General features: G+C 64.6%; 19 protein-coding genes. 10 read left to right on the forward strand and 9 right to left on the reverse strand.

What is annotated here, in order from left to right:
* Nucleotides 1-354: 354 nt before the first annotated feature.
* The gene (locus tag EP867_RS16670; RefSeq protein ID WP_128490601.1) at nt 355-1,527 is read left to right on the forward strand and encodes an LLM class flavin-dependent oxidoreductase; all 1,173 of its coding nucleotides are present in this window, start codon (nt 355-357) and stop codon (nt 1,525-1,527) included.
* A gap of 81 nt (nt 1,528-1,608) precedes the next feature.
* Entirely contained in the window at nt 1,609-2,574 is a 966-nt protein-coding gene (locus EP867_RS16675) for a quinone oxidoreductase family protein (RefSeq protein ID WP_128490602.1), read from the forward strand.
* A gap of 48 nt (nt 2,575-2,622) precedes the next feature.
* On the opposite strand, the gene EP867_RS16680 is transcribed toward EP867_RS16675, so the two are convergent.
* The 7 genes from EP867_RS16680 to EP867_RS16710 all read right to left on the reverse strand — a co-directional run bounded on the left by EP867_RS16680 (nt 2,623) and on the right by EP867_RS16710 (nt 9,723).
* The gene (locus EP867_RS16680; RefSeq protein ID WP_128490603.1) at nt 2,623-2,913 is read right to left on the reverse strand and encodes a putative quinol monooxygenase; all 291 of its coding nucleotides are present in this window, start codon (nt 2,911-2,913) and stop codon (nt 2,623-2,625) included.
* Nucleotides 2,914-2,934: 21 nt separating this feature from the next.
* Nucleotides 2,935-3,861: an alpha/beta hydrolase gene (locus tag EP867_RS16685; RefSeq protein WP_128490604.1), complete on the reverse strand. Its 927-nt coding sequence runs from the start codon at nt 3,859-3,861 to the stop codon at nt 2,935-2,937.
* A gap of 11 nt (nt 3,862-3,872) precedes the next feature.
* The gene (locus EP867_RS16690) at nt 3,873-4,883 is read right to left on the reverse strand and encodes an ABC transporter ATP-binding protein (protein ID WP_128490605.1); all 1,011 of its coding nucleotides are present in this window, start codon (nt 4,881-4,883) and stop codon (nt 3,873-3,875) included.
* Nucleotides 4,883-5,911, reverse strand: a complete 1,029-nt coding sequence (locus EP867_RS16695) for an ABC transporter ATP-binding protein (RefSeq protein WP_128490606.1) — start codon at nt 5,909-5,911, stop codon at nt 4,883-4,885. Before EP867_RS16695 ends, EP867_RS16690 begins: the two co-directional genes overlap by 1 nt.
* Nucleotides 5,908-6,930, reverse strand: coding sequence for an ABC transporter permease (locus EP867_RS16700; protein ID WP_206616359.1), 1,023 nt, complete (start codon nt 6,928-6,930; stop codon nt 5,908-5,910). The genes EP867_RS16695 and EP867_RS16700 overlap by 4 nt, the downstream gene beginning before the upstream one ends.
* Nucleotides 6,917-8,029 (reverse strand): ABC transporter permease, encoded by a 1,113-nt coding sequence (locus EP867_RS16705; RefSeq protein WP_128490607.1) that lies wholly within the window; start codon nt 8,027-8,029, stop codon nt 6,917-6,919. The genes EP867_RS16700 and EP867_RS16705 overlap by 14 nt, the downstream gene beginning before the upstream one ends.
* 101 nt (nt 8,030-8,130) lie before the next feature.
* Nucleotides 8,131-9,723 carry an ABC transporter substrate-binding protein gene (locus EP867_RS16710; RefSeq protein WP_128490608.1) on the reverse strand — a complete coding sequence of 531 codons (1,593 nt, stop codon included), beginning with the start codon at nt 9,721-9,723 and terminating at the stop codon, nt 8,131-8,133.
* A gap of 463 nt (nt 9,724-10,186) precedes the next feature.
* Between EP867_RS16710 and EP867_RS16715 the strand changes: the two genes are divergently transcribed.
* The gene (locus tag EP867_RS16715; RefSeq protein WP_164888916.1) at nt 10,187-10,981 is read left to right on the forward strand and encodes an SDR family NAD(P)-dependent oxidoreductase; all 795 of its coding nucleotides are present in this window, start codon (nt 10,187-10,189) and stop codon (nt 10,979-10,981) included.
* The gene (locus EP867_RS16720; RefSeq protein WP_128490610.1) at nt 10,978-11,754 is read left to right on the forward strand and encodes an SDR family NAD(P)-dependent oxidoreductase; all 777 of its coding nucleotides are present in this window, start codon (nt 10,978-10,980) and stop codon (nt 11,752-11,754) included. Before EP867_RS16715 ends, EP867_RS16720 begins: the two co-directional genes overlap by 4 nt.
* A gap of 25 nt (nt 11,755-11,779) precedes the next feature.
* Here EP867_RS16720 and EP867_RS16725 read toward each other — a convergent pair whose 3' ends face one another.
* Nucleotides 11,780-12,367, reverse strand: a complete 588-nt coding sequence (locus tag EP867_RS16725; protein ID WP_164888917.1) for a TetR/AcrR family transcriptional regulator — start codon at nt 12,365-12,367, stop codon at nt 11,780-11,782.
* A gap of 95 nt (nt 12,368-12,462) precedes the next feature.
* Here EP867_RS16725 and EP867_RS16730 point away from each other — a divergent pair, with 95 nt between their 5' ends.
* From EP867_RS16730 to EP867_RS16755, 6 genes are all read left to right on the forward strand, one after another.
* Entirely contained in the window at nt 12,463-13,305 is an 843-nt protein-coding gene (locus EP867_RS16730) for an enoyl-CoA hydratase/isomerase family protein (RefSeq protein ID WP_128490612.1), read from the forward strand.
* A 134-nt stretch (nt 13,306-13,439) separates the two neighbouring features.
* Nucleotides 13,440-14,977 (forward strand): IS3 family transposase gene (locus tag EP867_RS16735; RefSeq protein ID WP_128490613.1). Its coding sequence is split into 2 segments (ribosomal slippage): nt 13,440-14,787 and nt 14,787-14,977, totalling 1,539 coding nucleotides; the frame shifts between segments, so codons are not numbered across the junction.
* A 239-nt stretch (nt 14,978-15,216) separates the two neighbouring features.
* Nucleotides 15,217-15,795: a hypothetical protein gene (locus EP867_RS16740; protein WP_128490614.1), complete on the forward strand. Its 579-nt coding sequence runs from the start codon at nt 15,217-15,219 to the stop codon at nt 15,793-15,795.
* 298 nt (nt 15,796-16,093) lie between these two features.
* Entirely contained in the window at nt 16,094-16,522 is a 429-nt protein-coding gene (locus EP867_RS16745) for a MarR family winged helix-turn-helix transcriptional regulator (RefSeq protein ID WP_164888918.1), read from the forward strand.
* The gene (locus EP867_RS16750) at nt 16,519-18,150 is read left to right on the forward strand and encodes an MFS transporter (RefSeq protein ID WP_128490616.1); all 1,632 of its coding nucleotides are present in this window, start codon (nt 16,519-16,521) and stop codon (nt 18,148-18,150) included. The genes EP867_RS16745 and EP867_RS16750 overlap by 4 nt, the downstream gene beginning before the upstream one ends.
* Nucleotides 18,147-19,181, forward strand: coding sequence for an HlyD family secretion protein (locus EP867_RS16755; RefSeq protein ID WP_128490617.1), 1,035 nt, complete (start codon nt 18,147-18,149; stop codon nt 19,179-19,181). The genes EP867_RS16750 and EP867_RS16755 overlap by 4 nt, the downstream gene beginning before the upstream one ends.
* A gap of 147 nt (nt 19,182-19,328) precedes the next feature.
* Here the strand turns inward: EP867_RS16755 and EP867_RS16760 are convergent, their stop codons facing one another.
* Nucleotides 19,329-19,508 (reverse strand): phospholipase D-like domain-containing protein, encoded by a 180-nt coding sequence (locus tag EP867_RS16760; RefSeq protein WP_128490618.1) that lies wholly within the window; start codon nt 19,506-19,508, stop codon nt 19,329-19,331.
* Between the last annotated feature and the right edge of the window lie 61 nt (nt 19,509-19,569).

Genomic DNA, 19,569 nt, shown 5'->3' on the forward strand with positions numbered 1-19,569 from the left:
TGTGCAACGCCGGACAGAAAGCGCCACGCATCGTACGACCTTGCGTTCTATGTCAGGGCAGTCAGCGCCTCAGCGCCTGGCCCGCCGATCCCTGTCCGGCAGGGGCCGGAATTCTCGGGCATATTTTATTTACTTACTTGACGTGTATATTAAATGACAACAGAGTGACGGATGAGGGACAGCCCCCTCCCGATCAGCGTCCTGCCTGGGGAGGGACGGACGACTGAGCCTGCCGGGAAGCCCTGGGTCTGATCTCTGCGCATCTGCGGGGCGGCGACGCGCCCGTTGTGGCGTGCCCACAGATAACGAAAGGCTGCGCCGGATGGTGACGGCCCGCTCTGGGAGGAGAGAGGCATGAAAGTAGGCGTTTCGATCAATACACTGAACACCGCAGACTGGGACCGCGTGAAGGCTCAGGACTGGGACCGTCCCGCCGTCCGCCCCGACTGGGAGGCGATGCGTGCGACGATGAAAATGGGCGACCTGGTTGAGCCGCTGGGGTTCGACTCGCTCTGGTCGTCGGAGCATTTCGGCACGCCTTACGGCATGGTGCCCAACCCGCTGCAGTTTCTGACCTATTGGGCAGGGCGCACCCAGCGGATCGAGCTCGGCTCGCTGGTGGTGGTTCTGCCCTGGTGGAACCCGGTGCGTCTGGCGCATGAGATCGCGTTCCTCGACAATCTGATGGAGGGGCGCCGTCTGCGCCTGGGCGTCGGGCGCGGCGTGGCGCGGCAGGAATTTGACGTGCTGGGCGTGGATCAGAACACCGCCCGCGAGCGCGTCGCCGAAGGGATCGACATTCTGAAGCGGGCGCTGAGCCAGGAGCGCTGGTCCTATGACGGCGAGATCTGGCAGATCCCGGAAAACTCGATCCGGCCGCAATGGCGCAGCCCCGATATCATGCAAAACGCGCTCGGGGCGGCAACAGGGCCGGAATCGATGGATGTGCTGGCCTCACGCGGGTTGCTGCAGCTGTTCACCACCGGCCTGCCGCCGGAAAAGGTGGCGGAAAACGTCAAATATTACAACAGCGTGCGCCTGAAGAACGGCTATGCCCCCTCGCAGCCGACGGTCTATATGTGGGGCTATTGCACCGACAGCGCCGATGAAGCCGCCGAAGTCACCGAGACCAATTTCAAACGCTATCAGCAGGAAGCGGCCGACCATTACGGCTTCAACGATGCCAAACGCTTTGAAGGCCTCAAGGGCTATGAGCGCTATGACGAGCAGATCAAGGCAGGCAAGGGCGGCGCGACCGGCTCGCAGAGCCTCGAATTCTCGCAGATGCAGTTCATCGGCACGCCCGAGAAGATCCTTGAAAACGCCGAAAAGCTGCAGCGCCTGACCAGCGCCTGCGAGGTGGTGACCATCTTCCAGTATGGCGGTCTCAGCGACATCCGCGCCGAGAAAAGCATGCGCAAATTCGCCGCCGATGTGCTGCCGCAGCTGCAGGCGATGAAGACGCCGATGCATGCGCATTGCTTGCCCGACGGCTACAGCGTCCCGACCGGGGTTGCCGCTGAATAACCTGTCCTGAACGGACGTCTCAGTCCGCCCTGCGGGCGGGCGAGGGGCGCTCGGACTGTGACGTCTGACGGGGGAAAGTATTTGAAAGCAGTTATTTATCGCCGCTGCGGCGGGCCGGATGTGCTGGAACTGGCCGATGTGCCCGATCCGGTGCCGGGGCCCGATCAGGTGCTGATCGCGGTGGACTATGTCTCGATCGAGGGGGGGGATCTGCTGCACCGCCGCAGCACGCCGCTGACCGCAGAGTATAATATCCCCGGCTATCAGGCGATGGGGCGCGTTTTGCAGACCGGCCGGAAGGTGCAGAGCCTCTCGGTGGGAGAGCGGGTACTGGCCTTTCACTGGTCGGGCAGTCATGCGGAAAAATGGTGCGTCGAGGCGCAGCATGTCTTTCCGCTGCCTCAGGGGATTGATCCCGCAATGGCCTCAACTGTCGCCACGACCTTTGGCACGGCCTCTGATGCGCTGTTTGAATTTGGCCATCTGAAGGCCGGTGAGACGGTCTTTGTCCAGGGCGGGGCCGGGGGCGTTGGCCTTGCGCTGATCCAGCTGGCCGCGCGGGCGGGGGCGCGGGTGATTGCCAGCGCCTCGGGCGCAGAGCGCGCGGCGCGGCTGCTGGACTTCGGGGCCGATCATGTGATTGACCACAGGGCGCCGGGCTTTTCGGCTGAGGTCCTGGCGCTGACGGGCGGACGCGGCTGCGATATGGTCTGTGACCTGGCCGGGGGCGCGACGGTGCCCGAGCTGATGAAGTGCATCCGCTACCGCGGGCGCTATATCGTCGTCGGATCGGCCAGCGGCGAGCGGGCAAGCTTTGGCTTCAACGACCTGGTGCGGAAGGCGCTGACCTGCCAGGGCGTGCTGTTCGGGGCCGAAATGGGCACCGCCCGGGGCCGCGCCGTGGTGCGCGGGCTGCTTGCCGATATGGCCGCAGGGCATCTGCGCATGCCGGTTGACCGGATCTTTCCGCTCGATCAGGCGGCGCAGGCGCATGAATATGCCGAAACCGCGCATCCGTTCGGCCGGGTTCTGCTGCAGGTCACCTGAGAGGCCCGCCCGCCTGCGCAAAGGGCCCCTGCCGGGGCCCTTTGTCGCTCAGACACTTTTGGGCGTCAGAACCACCACGTCCGGCCGGCCGGCCAGATCCTCCATCAGGGCCGGGAAGGCCGCCTGGAAATGTGCGCTGGTGCGGTGCGCCTCATGCGCCTCCTTGTCCTCATAGACCTCCCAGATGCCGAAGACCCCGGGCTCGGGGGTGGCATAAAGCTCATAGGTGCGGGTGCGCGGCTCATGGGCGCGGGTGGCTTCGGCCAGCGCGGTCAGGGCGGCGCCGACGGCCTCTTCGCGGCCGGGTTTTGCGGTGATGGTGACGTATTGGATATGCACAGGCTCTCCTCCCGGTGATGATCAGCGTAACGCGGCGGCAAGGGCCCCGGCGCTGTCGCGCAGGGCGTCCCGTGCCTCGGCCAGACCGCCGGTCATGGCCAGAAATCCATGCGGCGTGCCGGGATAGACCCGCAGCGTGGTCAGCACGCCATCGGCGGCCAGACGGTGGGCATAGGCTTCCTGATCGGCGCGGGTGCTGTCAACCTCGGGGATCGCCAGGAAGGCCGGCGGCAGATCGCGCAGATGCTCTGCCATCATCGGCGCACAGAGCGGGTTGCGGAAATCGGCACCGCTGCGCACGTAAAGCTGCCAGAAATGGTTGGCCATGCCGCTGGGCACGATGGGCGCATCGACATGTTCATAGCTGGAAATCCGCATCAGTGTGGTGGGATAAAACAACAGCTGCAGCGCCGCCTGCGGCCCGCCCTCGTCGCGCAGCTGCAGACAGGCAGCAGCGGTGAGCGTGGCCCCCGCACTGTCGCCGCCAATGGCAAAGCGGGCAGCATCAAGGCCCCGCGCCGCGCCGCCGTCGGGCAGCCAGCGCAGCACGCTGAGCAGATCTTCCAGCCCGGCCGGGAAGCGGTGTTCGGGGGCAAGGCGGTAATCGACCGACAGGAGCGCCACCCCCGAGGCCGCCACCAGGGTGCGGCAGATCGCATCCGCCCCGTCGAGCGAGCCAAGCGCAAAAGCCCCGCCATGAGCCCAGATCAGCACCGGCGCCGGGCCATCGGGCGCGGTCTGCGGCTGATAGAGCCTCACCGGGATGTCGCCCGCCTGGCCGGGGATGGTGAAATCCGCCACCTCGCCCACCTCGGGGCCGCGCGGGGCCATCCGCGTCAGCTCGGCCTGGCGGGCGCGGACCTGCGCCACTGGCAGGCCATGCAGACCTTCGGGGAAAGCTTTCGACCACAGCGCGATCAGGGCGGTTGCCTCGGCACTCAGCGGCATGTCGGATCCTTTCAGGAACGGGTCAGCGGGAAATGGCAGGCGGCCTGCTGGTCAGCGCCGATTTGCAGCAGGGGCGGGGCTTTTTCGGCGCAGATCGCCTGGGCATGGGGACAGCGGCCGCGGAACCGGCAACCGCTGGGCGGCGCAAAGGGGGAGGGCTGCTCGGAAGCCTGGACCGTCGCCACCGGCCCGCGCGGCGCCATCTTCGGGACCGAGTCCAGCAAAAGCCGCGTATAGGGATGGGCGGGGCGCGAAAACACCTGATCGGCCGAGCCGATTTCGCAGATCCGGCCCAGATACATCACCGCAATGCGGTCGGTGATGTTCCGCACCACGCCAAGATCATGCGAGATGAACAGCATCGTCAGCCCGTATTGCGCCTTCATCCGCCGCAACAGGTTCAAAATCTGCGCCTGAACCGAGACATCCAGCGCCGAGACGGGCTCATCGCAGACCACCAGCTGCGGGCGCATGGCCAGAACCCGGGCGATGGCAATGCGCTGACACTGCCCGCCCGAGAATTCCGACACCCGCCGGCCGCGCACGACGTCGGGGTTCATACCGACCTCGCGCAGCAGACGGTCAACCTCGCTGCGCTCATCGCCCTGCAAAAGCTCTGGCCAGATCCGCAGCCCCTGGGCGATCAGCTCTTCAATGCGCCGGCGCGGGTTCAGCGAGGCAATGGGGTCCTGAAAGATCATCTGCAGATGCGGGCGCAGGCGGCGCAGATCCTCGCCCCCGGTTTCCAGGATATTTTTGTTCTGAAACCGGATGGTGCCGCGGGCATTGGGCAAAAGCCCCATCACCGCCTTGGCCATCGTGGATTTGCCCGAGCCGCTTTCGCCCACGATGGCCAAAGTTTCAGACGGCTGCAGATCCAGACTGATGTGATCGACCGCATGCACCACGCCGTGGCGGGTGGCAAAGCGCACAACCAGATCCTCGACCGACAAAAGCGCGCGGGCAGGATCGCGCAGCCGGGGTTTTGGCTCCGATGGATGCAAGGCAAGGGTCGGCGACATCAGCTGACACTCCGTAAAACCGGCGCGGCAGAGGTCTGGGCCCCCGCCTCAAAGGGATGGTGGCAGGCAAAACCCGTCGCGCCCTGGGGCGACAGCGGCGTAAACTCCGGCATCCTGGCCTGGCACAGCGCCGAAGCCCGGGGGCAGCGCGGCGCGAAAGGGCAGCCCGGCGGGCGGTTGCGGATGTCGGGCGGCTCGCCGGGAATGGTCGGCAGATCTTCGCGCGCGGGGGCGTGATGGGCCTGGCTGTTCAACAGGCCCCGGGTATAGGGATGGCGCGGCCCTGCCAGCAGCGAGGCGGTGTCCAGCAGCTCCACCAGGCGGCCGGAATACATCACCCCCACCCGGTGCGAGCGCCCCGCCACGACCGCCAGATCATGGCTGACCAGCAGGACCGAGGTCTGCACCTCTTCCTGCAGGCGCTGGATCAGGTCGAGAACCTGGCGCTGAATGGTGACGTCAAGCGCGGTGGTCGGCTCATCCGCGATCAGAACGCCGGGGGACAGCGCGATGGCAATCGCGATCAGCACGCGCTGACGCATGCCGCCCGACATCTGGTGGGGGTAAACCTCCAGCCGCCGTTCGGGGTCTGAAATGCCCACCAGCGACAGCAGCTCCACCGCCCGGGCGCGGCGCTGCGAAGGAGCGATGTTCGGATCGCGCAGGATGCAGTCCATCAGCTGCGCCCCGATCCGGCGCACCGGGTTCAGCGAGGTGGCAGGATCCTGCGGGATCAGACCGATTTCACGGCCCCAGATATTGCGCAGCTGTCCGGGGCTGAGGCGCGTCATCTCATGCGGGCCGATGCGCACCTGAGAGCCCTGGCCATAGCGTGCGCCCGGCGGCATCAGCCCCATCAGCGAGCGGACAAACACGCTTTTGCCGCTGCCGGTTTCGCCTACGATGCCAAGGGTTTCGCCCGGCGCGACGCTCAGTGTAATGCCCGAGACCGGTTCGACCACGCCGCGGGGGGTGTCGATCAGGGTGACGAGGTTGCGGACCTCAATGCGGGGAGTGTCCTGGCTCACAGCTCACACCTCTTTTGCAGATACTGGCCGAGGTAATTGGCCGAAATCACCGTCAGGAACAAAAACAGCGTCGGGGCCAGCACCAGATGCGGGCTGTCCTGCAGGAAAGGCTCGCCCTGCGAAATCAGGTTGCCCCAAGTCGGCGCGGGACGCGGAATGCCAATGCCGAGATAGCTGAGCGAGGCCTCGGCCACGATCAGAAGCCCCACGACGATAAAGCCGTAGGCGATCAGCGCCGGCAGCACATTGGGCAGGATTTCCCCCAGCAGGATGCGCGGCACCTTTGCGCCCAGCGTATGAGCGGCCACCACAAAATCACGGCTGGCAATCTTGATGGTCTGCGCCCGCGCCAGGCGCAGGAAGGCAGGCGTCACCAGCACACCCAGCACCAGCGTCAGGTTCACAATGCTGGGCCGGAAGATTGTCACCATCGCCATCAGCAGGATCAGCGGCGGGAAAGACAGCAGAACCTCGGCCGCGAAGGTGGTCACAGCCTCGACCCGGCCACGGAAATAGCCCGCAAGGATGCCCAGTGTGCCCCCGGTCAGACAGCCGATCCCCGCTCCGCACAGCGCAATCAGCAGCGAAACGCGCGAGCCGTAGATGATCTGCCCCAGCACATCGAGCGCGGCGGTGTCGGTCCCAAGGGGATTGGCGCTGAGCAGGTTCGGCGGCGTCAGGCTGGGGTCGAGAATGGTCACGCCCGGATCATGGCTTTCCGCCAGCGGCAGCAGATCCGCAAAGAGGGTGGCGAGAAACAGCAGCGTCAGCCAGCCCCCCGCCAGCCACAGGAACGGGTCCGATCCCGGGCCGCGCCACAGCCGGATCAGCCGCGTGATGCCAAAGCCAAAGGCCAGGGCCCCGCCCAGCCCCAGAGCGACCCGCCCGCCCATAGGCCAGTCGGTCACAATGGCATTGGCCAGCACGATCAGCGCCGGACCCGCCAGGGTCAGCACCAGCGGCAGCAGACTGCGCAGCAGGCGCGCGGGACGGGGGAGGGCGCTCTCAGTCAGCTGCACGGCGGATCCTCGGATCAAGCAGGACATAGGTCAGGTCCACGGCGGCGTTCAGCAGCACAAATATGGTGGCCGCGATCAGAACTCCGGTCTGGACGATGATGTAATCCGACAAAATGATGGCATTGACGACGACTTTGCCCAGCCCCGGCAGGTTAAAGATCGTCTCCACGATCACCGAGCCTGCCAGCAGCGTGCCAAAGCTGAGCGCGGCCACCGTCACCAGCGAGAAAAGCGAGGGTCTGAGCGCCTCACGCAGGACGATCTGCAGCGGGGTGGCCCCCTTGGCACGGGCGATCATGATGAAATTCTGCCGCAGCGTGGACTGCATATCCGAACGCAGCAGCTGCGCGTAAAGCGGGATCACCGAAATCGCCATGGTCAGCGCGGGCAAAAAGGCATGGCGCAGGTTTTCAGTCAGGGATTTGCTGATCGGCACCCAGCCCTGGCGCGGAAAGGCGGGCAGGGTCAGCCACAGCAGCACCCCGACCCCCAGCGGCAGCAGCGACAGCAGGGCACCCAGCTGCGGCTTTTCCAGGCCCCCGCGCATCTGCCACAGGGTGCGCAGCAGCGCCCCTGTCACCAGCGCCCCCGCCCCCAGCAGCAGCCAGCGGCTGAGCGTGATGTTGAACACCAGCAGGTTAATCAGCAAAAGCCCCGCAACAAAGGACGGCAGCGACAGCATGCCAAAGCTGATCCCCGAGATCATGCGGTCAAAGGCGGTGCCTTCGAAATAGGCCGCAATCGCGCCCATCGGCAGACCGATGCACAGGCTCATCAGCACCGCCATCAGCGACAGCTGCAGCGTCACCGGCAGCGAGGCGGCCATGATCTTGCTGACATCATTGACCGGCGGCAGCAGGCTCTGGCCAAAGTCGAGCCGCAGCACCCCCGAGGCCCAGTTGAGATAGCGCGTCACGAGCGGCTGATCGAGGCCCAGCTGGCTGCGCAGATGCGCGATCTGTTCAGGGGTTGCGGTGTCACCATAGACGTTGGCGACCGGATCTCCGGGGATCAGCTCCATCATCAGGAAAGTCAGGATGCTGACCACCCACAGGATCAGAGCCAGCCGGAACAGCCTGCGACTGATGTGTCCTAACATGCTCTCGCGCCTCCCCGCGCGTCAGAGGTTCCCCGGCCCGGGGGGCGGGGACGTCAAAGCGGGATGCCGGGGCCCGGAAGGGCCCCGGCACCGCCGGTGGCTCACTCGGTCAGATAGGCCCGGTCGATATGCACCTCGGCATTCGTCGCGCCGGGGAGAACGCCGCGGGCTTTGTTCGAGATGATATGTGCATTGGCGAGCCAGCCGGTGACCCCTGCGGGCACCGCCTCATTCCAGGCCGCCTGCAGACCGTTCATCGCAGAGCGGATCTCCTCCGGGCCCTGCGCCGCGCGCAGCACATCCAGGGCCGCGTCGATATTGGCGTCCGAATGCGACATCCAGTTCCCGGTATGGCCCGAGCCGTAAAGGCTGAACGGGCACCAGGAGCAGGACTCGTCGAGATAGATCGCCCCCATCGACATCTCAAAGTTCTTCTGCACGCGGGTTTTTTGCATGTAATCGCCGATCTGCAGCTCATCGCGCTCGATCTCGATTCCCACGGCTTTCGCCATCGCCTGCTGCAGGATGCCCTGGTTCACGTTGCCAGGCGTGTTGTTGATGCTGAAGCGGATTTTGCCGTCCCAGCCATCGGCTTTTGCGGCCGCCACCAGTTCTTTGGCTTTCTCGGCGTCATAGACCAGCGGCGCCGTTTCAGGATGGATCGCCACCCCCGGCGGCACCAGGGTGTGGCTTTCCGAGCCAATGCCTTCCCAGATCCGCTGGTTGATGATCGCACCGTTCATCGCATGCACCACCGCCTGACGCACCCGCGGGTCTTTCAGCGCGGTTCCGGCGTGGTTCATCTCGGTCGTGCTGGCCACCCAGGGCGCACGGTAGAGGCGCATATCGGGGTTGGCATCGGCCTTGACCACAGCCGGGCCGTCGAAGGAGCGGAAGTAATGCACCTGGCCTGCAACCATTGCCTCATAATTGGCCTGGCCCCCGGCGCTCCAGGTGACGTTGACCTCATCAAGGCAGATGCGGCCATTCCACCAGTCGGCTTTCTTCTTCAGCACGATATGGCTGTTGGGCACCCATTCGGCAAAGGTAAACGCCCCGAGCCCGGCCTCGGCCGGCGGGGCCGCGCCCAGATCTTTGGCGCTGACCGCGTCGAGCACCTTCGGGTTCACGATCATGCCCGGCGGCTGGCTGAAGATCCAGGGCAGCGTGCCCCAAGGTTTGGACAGGCGGATCACCAGGGTCTGGTCATCCTGCACCACCATCTCCGAGATCAGCTTCAGCATCGGGACATAGGTATTCGGGAAGTCGGGGTTCAAAAACCGCTCGACCGATTTTTTCACCGCTTCAGCGGTCAGCGGCGTGCCATCGGACCAGCCGGCTTTCGCGGGCAGCTTCAGCACCCATTCATCGCCCGCCTCATTGCCGGTGAGGCTTTCGGCGTAATACGGCTGGAAGCTTTGACTTTGCACATCCCAGCGGGTCAGGCTGCCATAGACGGCGCGGCCGGCCTCGACCGAGAAGTTGATATGGGCCGGATCAAAGCCCGCGCCCTGGCTGTAGGCCCGCAGATGGAACGTGCCGCCGACACCGGGCGTCGCATCCGAGCAGACATCTTTCAGATCATAATCGTCATAGCTCAGGGTCTTGGCGGCCCCCTGTGCGAAGGCCAGCCCGGTGCTGAAAGCGAGCATGACCGGAACTGACGCAAAAATGCGCCCGAGTGGCTTCGTCATTGCTGTAGTCCTCCCTTGGCAAATTCCTTTGCCACACACTTGCCGGGCTACGCCGGCGCGCGATGATCTGAAGGACCTCCCCCCTTTCAGATGGACGCAGCGCCGTACCGGTCAGGAAAGGCTAAGGTGCATTTTATATACACGTCAACACATAAAATAAATTCACCAGAGCGAATCCGGGGCCTGTCGGAGGGACCCTGCCGCACCGCCTCGCCCGGGGTATCAAAGCACGGGTTTCACCGTTTTGCAGCCTTTTTTTCACGCCTGGAAAGCGGCTCCCGCAATTTCGATACATGTGCGTTCATTAATTGACAGCCCCCGGTCGCCTGACTACCAATGTGAGTCGCAGGGCTTTGGGATGGAGCCTGGCTTCCGGATTTTGCAGCCTGACACACAGCCGCCTTTGCGGGCGCTGACGGCTGCCTGCCTGCCGGTGGCGGCCCTGCTGTCAGGGAGGACTGCTATGGAAGACCGCATTGCTATCGTGACGGGGGCGGCCCGCGGCATCGGCCGCGCCATTGTCGAAAAATTCGCCGCGGAAGGGTTCCGGCTGGTCCTGAATGACCTGTCGGAAGACGAACTGCAGGCCTGTCTGCAGGATCTCAACGCCAGGGGGATCGCGGCCACGGGCCTTGCGGGCTCTGTCCGCGAGGCCGATCTGGGCGAGCGTCTGCTGGCGCTTGCCCTTGGCGAATATGGCCGCGCAGATGTCTTCGTCAACAATGCGGGCTTCGCCACCTATGCCCCGGCAGAGGACTATCCCGATGACGAATTCGACCTCGTGGTCGACACCCTCGTCTCGGCGCCGTTTCGTCTGCTGAAACCCTTCGGGCGCTATCTGCGCGACACGGCCGGGGCCTCTGCTCAGGCCCGCCGGATCATAAATATCGCCTCAGTTGCGGGTCTGCGCTCGGCCCCGGGACAGGTGTCATACGGGGTCGGCAAGGCCGGGATCATCAGCCTCACTCAGACCCTGTCGCGCGAATGGGGCCGCTTTGGCGTTACCGTCAATGCCGTCTGCCCCGGCCTGATCCGCACCCGCCTGACCGAGGCGAAGGCCGGTGTCGACACCATCGAAGTTGAAGGCCGCACCATCCCGCTGCGCGGCATGAATTTCGACGATTACCTGCGCGTCGTCTCGCTGGGCCGGGCCGGCGAGCCCGAAGATATCGCCGGAGCCGTCTGGCTGCTGGCGCGGCCCGAGGCGGGCTATATTCACGGTCAATCCCTTGTCGTCGATGGCGGAGGTCGGGCATGAGCGGCATGAAACGGGTGGTCGTCACCGGAGGCGCGAGCGGCATCGGCTTTGCCTGCGCCGAAGTCCTGCGCGCAGAGGGCTGGTCGGTGGTCCTCGCCGACGTCAACGCCGATCTTTTGCAGGCCCGCGCTGCGCAGATCGGCGCGGAGGCGGCGGTCCTGGACGTCTCGGACCCCGACGCGACCGAGGCCCTGGCCGCGCGGCTGGCCGACAGCGGCGGCGTGCAGGGGCTGGTTGCCTCGGCCGGGGTGCTGCAGCGCCCGGTCGCGCCTCATGAGCTGAGCATGGCCGAATGGGATCATGTGATGAACATCGACCTGCGCGGCGTCTATATCAGCTGCCGCGCCTTTGGCACCCGAATGGCCCGGGCGGGCACAGGCGCGATCGTGACGATCAGTTCGGGCGCCGGGATGCTGTCCACGCCGATGCATTCCTACGGGCCTGCCAAGGCGGGAGTGATCTCGCTGACGCAAAGTCTGGCGGCGGAATGGGGACGCTCGGGCGTGCGGGTCAATGGCGTGGCACCGGGCTTTACGCTGACCGAAGCCGTGAAGGCCCGCCTCGCCACCAGCGAGCGCGACATTTCCGGCTTTGAGCGGGACCAGGTCATCGGCCGCGCCCTGGAGCCGGTCGAGATCGCACGCCCCGTCGCCTTCCTGCTGTCGGACGCCGCCAGCGCCATCACCGGCACCACGCTGCCGGTCGATGGCGGCATCATCGCCAACGGGGTCTGGCCAAGTTATGGCGGGCTGCGCGGGAAATATTCTGACTGAGCGCAGCCCCCGGGCGCTGCGGGGCTCAGGCCCGCAGCGCCCGCAGCGTCAGCGACAGCAGATCCTCGACAAAGGCCCCGGTCAGGCCAGAGGGGTTGAACCGGCCCTGCTGGTGCAGGGTGCCGATCAGCATCCGCGTCACCACCCGCATATTCAGATCCGGCGGGATCCGTCCCGCCCGCTGATGTGCCAGCAGCGCCTCTTCCACCTTCTGGTTTGCGGGCAGGGCAATATGAGCCATGTAAAAGCTCTGGATCTCGGGGAAATCCCGGCGGTCAACCGAAATGCGGTTGAACACCAGCAGCAGATCCTCGTTGCGCAGGATATCGCCCCACTGCCGCAGGATGCTGCGCAGATCGGTTTCCAGATCCTCGGTATGGGCGATGTCGAGGGTGACCCCCGTCGTCTCCAGCGCCGCCAGGATCAGCGAATTGCGGTCGGGCCAGCGCAGATAAATCGACGCCCGGGCCAGTCCGGTCCGCTGTGCCACCGACGCCAGGCTGAAGCCGCCAAGGCCATTGCGGGCAATCTCGGCCAGCACTTCAGCCAGGATGCGGTCGTCAATGGCACTGTCGCGGGGGCGGCCACGTCCACGGCTGGGCATCGTCTCCATTCCGGCTCCCTCCAGGACCATTGTTGCAATCAGGAAAGTCAGTCCTTGCGTTATTTTCCCAGGCTGTCAATCCGACCAAGGAGTTGAATTTTGCCATGACCGATCTGAGCCACGATCCCGCAACGCTGCGGGTTGAACTCGATAAGGGTATATTACGGCTGACAAAAATGAATGCCGACACTGAAAACGGCATGTCGCTTGCCATGATTACAGAGCTGAGCCGCGCCTTCGCCACACTGGTCCCGCGCCCCGACGTCAGCCTGGTGATCCTGGACGCCGGGGGCGATGGCTATCACCAGGGCGCGGTCCTGGTGCGCGAGCTGCAGGCCCGTCACGGCGCCGTCACACCGGCGATGATTGATGAGATCATCACCCTCGGCCAGGACCTTGGCGCGGCCATCGCCGCCTGCCCGAAACCGGTGATCGCGCAGATCGGCAGCGGCGCCCGCGGCGGCGGGATGGAGATGCTGCTGCGGGCGGATTTCGTCTATGCGCTGGCCGATGCGCAGATCTGCTTTCCCGAGGTGACGCTCGGCCTCGTGGCCGCCTGGGGCGGCGTGCAATGGGCCGGTCGGCTGGCCCCGCGCCGCCGTGCGCAGGAAATCCTGCTGCTGGGCGATCTGTTCACCGGGGCAGAAGCGGCCGGGATGGGGCTGATCACCCGCGCCTTCCCCGATCAGGCGGCCCTGGACGCGCATGTGAACGCCGTGGTGGAGCGGCTGGCCCTTGTCTCGCCGGTTTCCTTCGCGCAGACCAAGGCCTGTCTCGCGGCGACCTGGGATCACGACACCGCCACCGTTGCCGCGGCAGAGCGTGCCGCCGAACAGGCCGCCATGCTCTCTCCGGATTTCCAGGCGGCGGCCCTGTCGCGCAGCGCCGGGGCGTTTCACGACTTCCGTCACAACCGCCCCGGCCCGCCCCGAACCTCCCGCAGCTGAGGGTGAAAGGCCCGGGGGTGTTGATGGGGGTCAGTTCTCCGCGGAAAATCACAGGATATGCCACATGTCAGAGTTTACCATCGCCCAGCTTCCGGGGGTGCGGACGAAAAGTTGGACTATCGAGGAGATAGTTCATGTATAGCTATGAAGAGCGGATGAGGGCGGTTGCCCTTTACATCAAGCTCGGCAAACGCCCACACGCCACAATTCGCGAGCTGGGATATCCGAGCAGGAATGCGCTGAAGGCCTGGTATCGCGAATACGAGCAGCAGCAGGATCTGCCCGCGCGCTCGGCACCACGACAGCCAAAGTTCTCGGAGGCTCAGAAGCAGGCTGCGCTGGCACATTATGCCAGCCACGGCCGCTGCGTTTCCGGGACAATGCGGGCCTTGGGGTATCCCGGTCGCGCTAAGCTGACTGCCTGGGTGCGGGAGGCATTCCCTGAGGTCAGGTCGGTTTCCTCCCGGGCCCGTGGTCCGGGCGAGCACTCGGAAGAGGTAAAGAAGGCTGCCGTAGTCGGCCTGTATTGCCGCTCAGAAAGTGCGGCAGCTTTGGCGAAAAAGGTCGGAGTGAGCCGGGAAACTCTTTATGCGTGGAAGAACCAGCTTCTCGGCGCGGAGGCCCCTGCCACGATGAAACGCAAGACAAAGCTCCCCTTGGATCCTGAGATCGCCGATCTGGAACGGCAGCGTGAGGCATTGCAGCGCTCGATCCATGAACTCCGGATCGAGCATGACCTGCTCAAGACTGCGAGCGATCTGATAAAAAAGGATCTTGGCGGCGACCTGCAGGACCTGAGCAATCGGGAAAAGACCCAGCTGATCGTCGCCCTCAGAAGCAAACATAAGCGGCCGGAATTGCTGACGCGCCTGAAGTTGGCGCGGAGTTCATACTTTTATCATCGCACCCGTATCTCACTGGAAGATAAATATCTTCCGGTTCGTCAGGCCATGAAGGATGCCTTTGAAAGCAATCACAGCTGTTATGGCTATCGTCGGCTCAAAGCACTCATGGAGCGCCGGTCTGTTACGATATCCGAGAAGGTCGTAAGGCGCTTGATGAAGCAGGAAGCCTTGGTCGTCCCCCGGCCACGGCGGCGGCGATACAGCTCGTACCTGGGTGAGATCAGTCCAGCTCCCGAGAACCTTCTCAACCGCGACTTTCAGGCTGATGCGCCAAATGAGAAGTGGCTGACCGACATTACGGAGTTCCGGATCCGGGCCGGAAAAGTATATCTGTCTCCAATCATCGACTGCTTCGATGGCATGGTCATCAGCTGGGCCATCGGGACCAGACCAGACGCCGATCTGGCCAACACCATGCTCGATGCCGCGCTGGAAACGATCGAAGAACGTAGGGCACGGCCCATCATCCACAGCGATCGAGGCGGTCATTATCGCTGGCAGGGATGGCTGGACCCTGTGAATGCAGCCGGGCTCGTCCGATCCATGTCACGCAAGGCCAGTTCACAGGATAATGCCCCTGCGAAGGCTTCTTCGGCCGCCTCAAGACGGAGTTCTTCTATCCGCGTGACTGGCAGGCTTTCTCAGTGGAGCAGTTCATAGACGCCGTGGACGGCTATATCCGCTGGTATAACGAAACCCGCATCAAGATGTCGCTTGGTGGCCGAAGCCCGATCGAATATCGTGAAAGCCTCGGCCTTGCGATCTGAAAACAGTCCAGGTTTTTGTCCGCATCCCCATTGGGTCAGTTCTGCGCGGAAAATCACATGGCAGCGGTTTCAGAGAGCGGACGAAAGGCTGTTGAACCGCGCTCCCGCCACAGCAGAAGGCTTTCACTGACGGGCTCTTCACAGGCTTCAAAGCACAGATTTCCAGGCCGCGAGAACGTGGATTTTCACCGATAAATCTGTTAATCTGCCAAATGATTTCGATAAAATCTGAGGTGGAAATGGGTGGCTCTGGCAGCGGCCGAAAACCCTGGGCCGATAGCCTGACGGAGTCCTGCTATCGGCGGATCGATGTCCGGCGTCTGCATCGGAGCGGGCTTCTCCAGCCCGGGGCCACCGGCCGGATCATCTGGACCCGGCAGGGCGGCACCGCGGCGCTTTATGAGCTCGGGATGCAGGCTGAGACCGAGGGGCTGTGGCTCTGGAATGAGCCGGCCCCATCGATGCGCCGGCAGTATCTCGTCCCGCTGAGCCGGACCCCCTGCTTTAAGGGCGGCGCGCGGTTGTGGTTTCATTGCCCGGTGACCGCCTGCAACCGGCGGGTTGCGGTGCTCTTTGGCGGAGAGATCTTTCTCTGCCGCCACTGCCGGGGTCTGGCCTATGACAGCCAGCGTGCGAATGCCTTGGATCGTCAGATCATCCGCATGAACCGGCTGCGTGAGCAGCTCGACTGGCCCGGTGGGCCGCTTGATCTGCGGGGCGACAAGCCAAAGGGCATGCATTGGAAGACCTTCAACCGCCTTGCCGGGGAATACGAGCAGCTCGATGAGCGGGTGGGAGAGGTCTACGGCTATCGCTGAAGGGGCCCCTGTGTCCTTCGGCCTTTGGGCAGCGGTGGCTGTGCTCAGAAAGGCTGCGGGTTTGGGTCAGGTTAGGCGCCTGTGAAGCCCCGGTCTTTCTCCCGCGCTGTCGCGGTTTTGGCGGGGCGTTTGCGGCAGAGCAGAGCGGCGGCTGTGCCGAAGCCTCCACTCAGCCGCGAGAGCGGGCGGATCGGGTCGGGGCTCTGCCGCGTTGTCGCGGCGGATAAAATCGATCTTGGCAAGCGCCGGGTCTGATCATAATTAGCATGCTAATTTAATGCAACGGGAGCCATCGCTCATGAGCCGCGAAGGCGATATTCTGGATCTGATGAGCGCGACGGCGCGGCGTCTGCGCACCATCTATGACCGTCGTGCGGCGGAGCATGGGCTGACGCTGGCGCGGGTACGGGTGCTGCTCTGTCTGCGCGATCGTGAGGGGCTGACGCAGCTTGAGCTGGCGCAGGCTCTGCAGATCGAAGCGCCGACGCTGAAGCGCCAGATCGACGCCCTGGTGCGTGATGGCTATCTTGAGCGGCGTCCGCTGCCGGCCGGCGGCCGGGGAAAGGGGCTTTATCTGACGCCCTTCGGGCAGACCCATGCGCTGACCGAGTTCAGCCGCAAGACCCGTCAGACGCTGCTTGAAGGGGTGAGCGGGGAAGATCTTGATGTCTTCCAGGCGGTGCTGCAGAGGCTGCACCTCAATATCGACCGGCTGGAAGAGCTATGAGCGCCTCTCCCCCTCCCGCCGCAGCGCAGACCGCTGAGGCCCCGAAACGGGCGGTTCTGCCCTATATGATCCTCGCCACCCTGATCGCTCTGGCCCAAGGCTTAGGGCAGGGGTTTGTCTCGAACAACCTGCCGCAGCTGGCCGGGGATCTGGGCGTCTCGGTCACCGATGCCAGCTGGCTGATGGCGGCCTATATGGCCCCGCGTGCGGCCCTGCCGCTGCTGCTGACCAAGCTGCGCACCCAATACGGGCTGCTGGCCTTCACCCGCTCTGCGCTGGTCTTTTATGCGCTGGTCTCGCTGGCAGCCTGTTTTGCGCAGGATTTTCGCTCTGCGCTGACCCTGCAGTTCGTGGCGGGCATCGCGGCTGCGCCGATGTCCACGCTGGCTTTCCTCTATATGCTTGAGCCGCTGTCGCAGAAGCTGAAGATCGTCTTTGGCCTGCCGATGGCCATGGCGGTGATCATGGGCGCGCCCAGCCTTGCGCGGGTGCTCTCGCCCGGGCTGATCGGGGATGGTGGCTTTCTGGAGGTCCATCTGCTGACCCTCGGCATGGCCTTTGTGACCCTGGCCCTTGCTTTCAGGCTGCCTCTGGCCCCGGCGCCGACGCAGAAGGTGATTGAGTTTGCCGATCTTCGCACCTTCGCGCTGGTTGCCTTTTCCTTCGGGGCGATCACCGTGGCGAGCATTCTTGGCCCGATTTACTGGTGGACCGAGCTGGACTGGATCGGGGTTCTGCTGATCCTCGCGATCCTTGGCTTCACCCTTGCGGTGATCTCGGAGCTTTACCGCAAAGCCCCGCTCATTGATTTCCGCTGGCTCGCAAGCCCGGCCATGCTGCAGATGACCGGGGCCATGCTGGTCTTCCGGCTGCTGCTCTCTGAGCAAAGCAGCGGCGCGCCGCGGATGTTTCAGGTACTCGGCTTCGGGCCGGATGCCTTTATGGGGCTCTTCAGTCTGATCGTTGTGGCGGGGCTCGTGGTGGCCCCCCTCTGTCTGGCCCTGCTGCGCCCCGGCCGCGAGCCCTGGTTTCACGCCGTGGCGCTGGTGCTGATCGCCCTGGGCGCCTTCATGGACAGCGCCAGCACCGTGCTGACGCGCCCCGTGGATATGTTCCTCAGCCAGACGCTGATCGCCTTTGCGGGCATGCTCTTTATGGCGCCCGCCATGGTGATGGGGCTGCTGGCGGCGCTGAAGCGCGGGCCGGCCTATCTGATGTCCTTCATCGTGGTCTTTCTCTCGACGCAAAGCCTGGGCGGTGTGGTGGGCTCAGGTCTTTTCAGCACCATCATCAACCACCGTCAGGCCTTCCATCTGCAAACCCTGACCGAGCAGCTGCGCCCCGAACTGACCGTGGTGCAAAACCAGATCGCCGCCAATATGGCCGGCCTCGCCGCGCAAAGCGCTGATATGGCCGCTAATAAGGCGCAGGCGGTCGCGTCCCTTGTGCAGGAGGCAGGCCGTCAGGCCACCGTCATGGCCTATAATGACGCCTATCTGCTGACCGCGCTGGCCGCCCTTGCCGCGCTGGCGGTGCTTTTACTCCATCAGGTCTACAACCTTCTCACGGCGCGGCTGACCCCTGCCGCGCCGCTGCCCAGTCCCTCTGAAACCGGTCCGACACGATGAACAAATCGCATTTTCTGCCTTTGGCCCTGACGGCCGCTCTGGGTCTGGCCGGCGCAGGTCTGGTCGCTTTCGCCTGGGAGCTTCCGCCCTTCTCAGCCAGCCTGCCGACCACCGAGAACGCCTATGTCCGTGGCCGGGTCACCAGCCTTTCGCCGCAGGTGGCGGGCTATGTCTCGGAAGTGTTAGTCAGCGATTTCCAGAAGGTCACCGCGGGGCAGGTACTCTTTCGTCTCGCTGCCCGCAGCTTTGAGCAAAAGCTGCGTCAGGCAGAGGCAGGTCTTGCCGTGGCGCGGGCGAGCCGCGATGCGGCCCAGAACACCTTGCGCGCCACCGAGCTGACCGCTGAGGCCAATGTTGCAGGCGTAGAGGCCGCAAAGCTGGCGGTGCAGACGGCGCTGGCCGGACATGACCGCCAGCACTCGCTGCAGGATCGCGGGATCCTCTCCACCTCTGCCGCAGAGCAGGCGGATCTCTCGCTCAGCAAAGCGCGCGCGCAGCTGGCTGAGGCTGAAGCGGGGTTTGCCGCCCAACAGGAGAAACTCAGCGCGCTCCGGGCGCAGGTCGTGGCCGCCGAGGCCAGCATCGCCCAGGCCGAGGCCAGCGTGGCGCTGGCGAAGCTCGACCTCGATCATGTGGAGATCACCGCGCCTTCGACCGGTACTCTGGGCCAGGTGGGCGCGCGGGTCGGGCAATATGTGGCCGCCGCCACTTCGCTCGGCAGTCTTGTTGAGGGAGCGCCTTGGGTCATCGCCAATTTCACCGAGACCCGCTTTGAGGATCTGGCCCTCAATCAGCCGGTGACCATCCGCGTCGACGCCCTGGGCGGCCAAAGCCTTACGGGTCATATCCGCAGCTTCTCTCCGGCAACCGGCTCAGAGTTCAGCCTGGTAGCGGGCACCAATGCGACCGGCAACTTCACCAAGGTCGTCCAGCGCATCCCCGCCCGCATTGAGATCGACCCCGGCCAGAACCTGACCGAGGCCCTGCTGCCGGGCATGTCCGTGACGGTCACGGCGCAACCGGTGGAGTGAGCTTGGGTCCTCAAGGGGGCGTCCAGGGCCGGAAATAGCCTTGGGGCGTCTCGGTGGCTCAGGGCAGAGCGAAGAGGGTCTGTGAAGCCCTTGCAGCGCAGGTTCTGCCCTGCGCAGCTGCCGGCCACAGCCGCAGGCCGCCACGGGTCACTTCCCCCGAAGGTTCAGCCCCTTTCGGATCAGCTCTATCTCACTCTCCACCTGTTCACCGCGATAGACATAGGATGTCTCATGGCGGGCATATTGCCCGTCCAGATGCGCGCTGAGCCAGTTAAAGGAGCCGACGCAGAGAACCCGATTGTCCACGGCGACAATCTTGCTGTGCATGTCCGGAAGGCGCTGGTATCAGCGATATGCGCCACGATTGCGCTGGCCGTGATTGGGCCAA

The organism is Falsigemmobacter intermedius, assembly GCF_004054105.1.
GTDB lineage: Bacteria > Pseudomonadota > Alphaproteobacteria > Rhodobacterales > Rhodobacteraceae > Wagnerdoeblera > Wagnerdoeblera intermedia.